This window comes from uncultured Anaerococcus sp., from assembly GCF_937934665.1.
GTDB lineage: Bacteria > Bacillota > Clostridia > Tissierellales > Peptoniphilaceae > Anaerococcus.
In genome coordinates this window covers 1-5,420 of the sequence record NZ_CALGYW010000111.1, presented here as the reverse complement: position 1 = coordinate 5,420, position 5,420 = coordinate 1, and the positions used below count along the sequence as shown (strand labels likewise).

6 protein-coding genes are annotated in these 5,420 nt (G+C 34.6%); 5 read left to right on the top strand and 1 reads right to left on the bottom strand.

Features of this window, described 5'->3' with window-relative positions; translation table 11 throughout:
- Nucleotides 1-231 precede the first annotated feature (231 nt).
- Complete coding sequence (locus Q0410_RS05960) at nt 232-915, bottom strand: hypothetical protein (protein WP_299034280.1); 684 nt, start codon at nt 913-915, stop codon at nt 232-234.
- Between the two features lie 236 nt (nt 916-1,151).
- On the opposite strand from Q0410_RS05960, the gene Q0410_RS05955 reads away from it, so the two are divergent.
- The 5 genes from Q0410_RS05955 (at nt 1,152) to Q0410_RS05935 (ending at nt 5,336) form a co-directional block, all read left to right on the top strand.
- Nucleotides 1,152-1,388 (top strand): transposase, encoded by a 237-nt coding sequence (locus tag Q0410_RS05955; RefSeq protein ID WP_299034278.1) that lies wholly within the window; start codon nt 1,152-1,154, stop codon nt 1,386-1,388.
- A 159-nt stretch (nt 1,389-1,547) separates the two neighbouring features.
- On the top strand, nt 1,548-2,660 hold the full coding sequence (locus Q0410_RS05950; protein WP_299034276.1) for a SpoIIE family protein phosphatase: 1,113 nt from the start codon (nt 1,548-1,550) through the stop codon (nt 2,658-2,660).
- Entirely contained in the window at nt 2,657-3,292 is a 636-nt protein-coding gene (gene deoC, locus Q0410_RS05945) for a deoxyribose-phosphate aldolase (protein ID WP_299034274.1), read from the top strand. The genes Q0410_RS05950 and deoC overlap by 4 nt, the downstream gene beginning before the upstream one ends.
- 2 nt (nt 3,293-3,294) lie before the next feature.
- A complete protein-coding gene (locus tag Q0410_RS05940; protein WP_299034272.1) occupies nt 3,295-4,755 on the top strand; it encodes an alpha-amylase in 1,461 nt (486 codons plus the stop codon).
- Nucleotides 4,752-5,336, top strand: a complete 585-nt coding sequence (locus tag Q0410_RS05935; protein ID WP_299034269.1) for a ribonuclease H family protein — start codon at nt 4,752-4,754, stop codon at nt 5,334-5,336. The genes Q0410_RS05940 and Q0410_RS05935 overlap by 4 nt, the downstream gene beginning before the upstream one ends.
- The last annotated feature ends 84 nt before the right edge of the window (nt 5,337-5,420 follow it).

Sequence of the window (5,420 nt, the reverse complement as noted above, 5' to 3'; positions counted from 1 at the left end):
ACTAAAGGAATTTGTAAGTGGGAAAGAATTATATGATGAAAAGAAATATAAACTTGCAATTTTATCAGTGATTGTCGGCATTCTAGTTTGTATTTGTTCTGTACTTTCATTAACTAATTTAATATAATAAATATTATATGATTTCTTTTAAGAAATTTATCCTATCCATATTAAGTCTTATGGAATTAAAAACATGAGGATAAATACATTTATCCTCATGTTTTTTCAATCTTAATAATGCTTATTATTAGTGGAATTAAATACATCATTATATGACATTGTACAATTATTATATGTTGAGCATAAAAGACCTACGCCGATAGTAGTTCCACCTATTGAAACTGCAGCATCTTTAATAGAATCTATAGCAGCCGATGTCAATACACCACCTGAAGCGATAGCTGCATGAGAAACAATCATAGCTTTAACAGAATTGAAAACAGAAAGTCCTACACCTCCAATAACAGCCCATTCTTGTGCATTTAATGCGTCTACATCAGACTTCCAATTACGTAGTTCACTTTTATTAGAAGCATTTTCATATACTTTAAAATAATATTGATTAAATACAGTATTAGGACGCTCAAGATTCCATTCTCTTGGTGATGTTTCCCAAATATCATATTCATAATTCAGAAAAGTATCTTGATGTATTTTTTTTGCTCTTGTTGAAACTCCATATTTATACGGATTTTCAGTTTTATTATTCACAGAAATTAAAGGACCGTAGATGGACTCTCCAGTTACTGTATTTCTTCTAACAGCTTGTACTGTACCTTTTTCCTCATCAATAATAGTTAAATACTCCACCTCATTAGATTGAGTAAGTGGTGTGGAAGCAAATGCTGTTACATTCATTCCAAGAATTAGACAAAAAGCAAGAAAAATTGAAATAAGTTTTTTAGTTTTCTCCATAAAATACCTCTCTTTCTTTATATGTTATATATCTACAATTTAATTATAATGCATACAGGATATATTGTTAAACGTTTTCTTTCCGGCATTTAAAATAATCTACATATTTTATGTAATATTTTTTTTCACAATAATTCACGTTATTTCTCATAGTATAAAATATTATGTGTAAAATAGAAAAAAGCAAAGATAATTTATTCAACTTTATGATATTTCCATAAGCAATAAGAAAAAGCTTGTATGCCAATAATGTATGTGAAAATTTCAATAAGGATATAAAAAGAAAGTTAAACCAAAAAGTTCAGTTTCCAAATGAAGAAAGCCTTGATAAAGCAATTTATATACTAGTATCAGAATATAATAATAAATTTTCAAATAGGACCCATCTTGGATTTATTCTGGTAAGATATGAGCTTAAAATGATGATAGAGGAAATAAGTGATTCACCATCTATAATCAAATCTACGATTTAATTGTATCTCGTGAATTAAGATGACATAATTTATAAGTTGGAGTTTACACAGAAAATTTGACGGTGCCAGGTGAAATTTTTATGAATTATTCAAAAAAATCTAGATTGAATTACTATATTAAAATGATATAGTTATTATAAAGAGATTAAAGGGGTTGGCATGGGCAAATCATTGGATAATAACTATAATTTACAGGAGAATATCAACTTTTTTATCCTTAATTCTATGGACGATTGGGTAAGAATTATTGATGATTTTGGTGAGGTTACCTTTATTAATGATGCCCTAAAAGAAGCCCTCGAAAAAAGCCCCAAACTAAAAAATTACTTAGATGAAAATATCGATTTACTTTTATCTAATTCAAATAGTCTAGTAAAAAGCACTACCATGATTGAAGAAAAGCTTATAGATGGAAAGTATTATTCAATAAAATCAAGCCCAATCTATTTAGGCGAAACTTTTACAGGCACTATAGAGGTATACAGGGACATAACAAGTGAATCCCTCCTTAAAATTGATCTTTATAATGCCAACAAGGCCATGCTTGATGATATACGTTTTGTAAGGCGTATCCAATCATCAATCCTACCTAAAAATAGGACCTACGGCAATTTAAAACTTTCTGCCATCTATAATCCCGCTGCTGACGTTTCAGGCGATATCTATGACCTTATAAGAATTGACGAAAATAGGGTAGCTTTTTATATAGCCGATGTCATGGGCCATGGGGTAAAAGCTTCAATTATGACCATGTTTTTAAAAGTGACCATGAGTGCTATCTTTGATAAGCATCCAGACTTTACACCAAATGAGGTTTTTTTAAACCTAAGGAAAAAATTTACCCGACTTCAGATTGACTCTAGCCAATACTTTACAGCTTGGCTTGGTATTTTTGATTTTAGAGATGATAGTCTTATATTTTCAAATGCAGGTCACAACTGTCCTCCACTTATATCAGCATGTGATAATGAAGAAGCAGAGTATCTTCTTGCTAGTGGTAGGATGATATCAAATATAATTGAACCTGATAAATATATAGAAAAAAAGATAAGGCTTAAGTCAGGTGATAAGATTTTATTTTTCACCGACGGGTCGATTGAAGCAAAAAATGAAAAGGGCGATGAGTTTGGTCTTGAAAGGCTAAGAGACACCTTCTCTAAGTCAGGAGATTTATCCTATGTCAATAGCAAGATAAGCTCATACAATTGGCAGGCGATGACAGATGATTTAACCCTAGCCCTTATAGAATATGAAAAGAAGGAAATTAAATGAAACTTAACCAATATATAGACCACACAAACTTAAAAGCAGATGCATCAAAAGCTGACATAAAAAACCTCGTTGATGAGGCTATAAAATATAATTTTTATTCAGTGTGCGTAAACTCTTCAAATGTGAAACTAATAAGAGAATATAATAGGGATGTAAAAATTGCCTCAGTAGTAGGTTTTCCTCTAGGAGCCATGGCTAAGGAAGCCAAGGTTTTTGAAGCAAAATGTGCCATAGAAGATGGAGCAAGCGAAATTGATATGGTAATCAATATAGGAAGGCTTAAGGATTGTGACTACGACTATGTCGAAAGTGAAATCCGTGAGATAAAGGAAGCAATCGGAGAAAATATCCTAAAGGTAATAATAGAAACCTCTCTACTTACAGACGAAGAAAAAGTTAAGGCATGCGACTTATCTGTAGCTGCTGTTGCTGACTTTGTAAAAACTTCTACAGGTTTTTCTACAGGTGGAGCAAGTGTCGAAGATGTTAAACTTATGGCAGAAACTGTAGCTGGAAAGGCAAAAGTTAAGGCAAGTGGTGGTATCCACACTAGAGATGAAGCTCTAGCCCTAATAGATGCCGGAGCATCAAGGATTGGTGCAAGTAAGTCAATAGAAATCTGTAAGGAGTAAGTATGGCAAATGAAATAATGATGCAATCTTTTGAATGGGATACAGACGGTTCAGGAGATTTTTACAAAAAACTTTCAAGAGATGCGAAAGATTTAAAAAAATCAGGAATAGATGCCCTCTGGCTTCCACCAGCTTGTAAGGGTGGTGGAGATAATGATGTCGGATACGGGGTCTATGACCTATGGGACCTAGGTGAATTTGATCAAAAAGGTACAGTAAGGACTAAATATGGGACCAAGGAAGAGCTTATAAAGGCTATAGATGACCTTCATAAGGCAGGAATAAAGTCCTATGCAGACATAGTCTTAAACCACAAGGGCAATGCCGATTTTAAGGAAACTTTCAAGGCCGTTATGGTTGACCAAAATAATAGAGAAAAAGATGTTACAGGTGAAGAGGAAATCGAAGGCTGGACAGGTTTTGATTTTAAGGGTAGAAATAATAAATATTCTGATATGAAATGGCACTACTACCACTTCACAGGCATAGATTTTGATGCTAAAACAGGAACTTCTGCTATTTATAGGATCCTAGGTGATGGCAAGTACTGGGATGAGGACGTATCAAATGAAAAGGGCAACTTTGACTACCTTATGAATTGTGATATAGACCACAACCACCCAGAAGTAAGAGATGAAATTTTTAAATGGGTTAAGTGGTTTATCAAGGAAACCAAGGTAGATGGCTTTAGATATGACGCTCTAAAACACATCTCAGGTGACTTTATCTACGACCTATCTAAATATATTTATGACAATCTAGGCGAAGATAAGTTCTACCTCTTTGGGGAATTTTGGCAATATAATACTGGAGCCCTAGAAGATTACCTAAAAAACTCAGACTATAAGATAGACTTATTTGACGTGCCACTCCACTTCCACATGGCAGAAGCTAGCAAGTCTATGGGTGAATACGACATGAGAAAAATCTTTGATGACACAATTGTCAAAGAATTTCCAGCCCAGGCAGTAACCTTTGTTGACAATCACGACTCCCAACCAAGTCAAGCTCTTGATTCTTGGGTAGAAGATTGGTTTAAGGAAATAGCCTATGCCCTAATCCTTCTTAGGAAGGACGGCTATCCATGTATCTTTGCAGGCGATTATTACGGCCTATTAGGTCCTGTAAAAAAAGACCCACTCAAAGATATGCTTGATAGGATGATGAATGTCAGAAAGAATTATAACTACGGAGAAGAAGACGACTACTTTGACCACCCATCAGTAGTAGGTTGGGTAAGACGAGGAGATGAGGGTCATAAACCTTTAGCAGTCCTTATTTCTATCAAAGACATGGCAGAAAAGCAAATGTTTGTAGGTGAAGATGAGGCTGGCGCAACCTACGTAGACCTTTCTGCAAAAAATGAAGATATAACTATTGATGAAGACGGAAACGGCCTCTTTACAGTAGGACCTGGCCAAGTAACCTACTGGGTCAATAAAGAAAGTTTAGATAAAAAATGAAATATTACGCAGTAAGAAAAGGCAGAAATCCTGGGATATATACATCCTGGGATTCTTGCTTAAAGGAAGTAAAGGGATTTTCTGGAGCTATTTATAAGTCTTTTAAAACCAAGGCAGAGGCCATCGCTTTTTTGGAAAATTCCGAAAAGAAAATAGAAGTAGACCGAGACACGGTAGTAGCCTATGTAGACGGGTCTTTTAATTTGCCAGCGAAAACCTATGGGGCTGGAGTAGTCCTAATAAAAGATAATGATGAAGAATACTTTAAAAAATCCTATACCGACTCCTACTACACCCATAGAAATGTAGCAGGAGAAGTTAAGGCAAGTGAGCTTGCCATAGATCTTGCCATAGAAAAAGGCTATAAAAAAATTATCATCCACCATGACTACCAGGGCATCCAGGCTTGGGCAGAAGGAGATTGGAAGGCAAATAACACCCTAACCAAGTCCTATAAGGCCTTTATAAACGATAGAAAAAACCAAATTGAGCTTGCTTTTGTCAAGGTCAAGGGCCACTCAAACGACAAATACAACGACCTAGCAGATAGGCTTGCCAAGGACGCTTGCGGGATAAAATAACTTACAAAGATTTTAAGAGAATATAAGCCCTTTATGCTATAATAAGGATAAGGAGGGCTTTTTATGAGGAAATTTTTTCGATTT

Coding starts and splice junctions, on each gene's coding strand:
- Q0410_RS05935 (WP_299034269.1), top strand. CDS start 4,752: ATGAAATATTACGCAGTAAGAAAAGGCAGAAATCCTGGGATATATACA.
- deoC (WP_299034274.1), top strand. CDS start 2,657: ATGAAACTTAACCAATATATAGACCACACAAACTTAAAAGCAGATGCA.
- Q0410_RS05940 (WP_299034272.1), top strand. CDS start 3,295: ATGGCAAATGAAATAATGATGCAATCTTTTGAATGGGATACAGACGGT.
- Q0410_RS05950 (WP_299034276.1), top strand. CDS start 1,548: ATGGGCAAATCATTGGATAATAACTATAATTTACAGGAGAATATCAAC.
- Q0410_RS05960 (WP_299034280.1), bottom strand. CDS start 915: ATGGAGAAAACTAAAAAACTTATTTCAATTTTTCTTGCTTTTTGTCTA.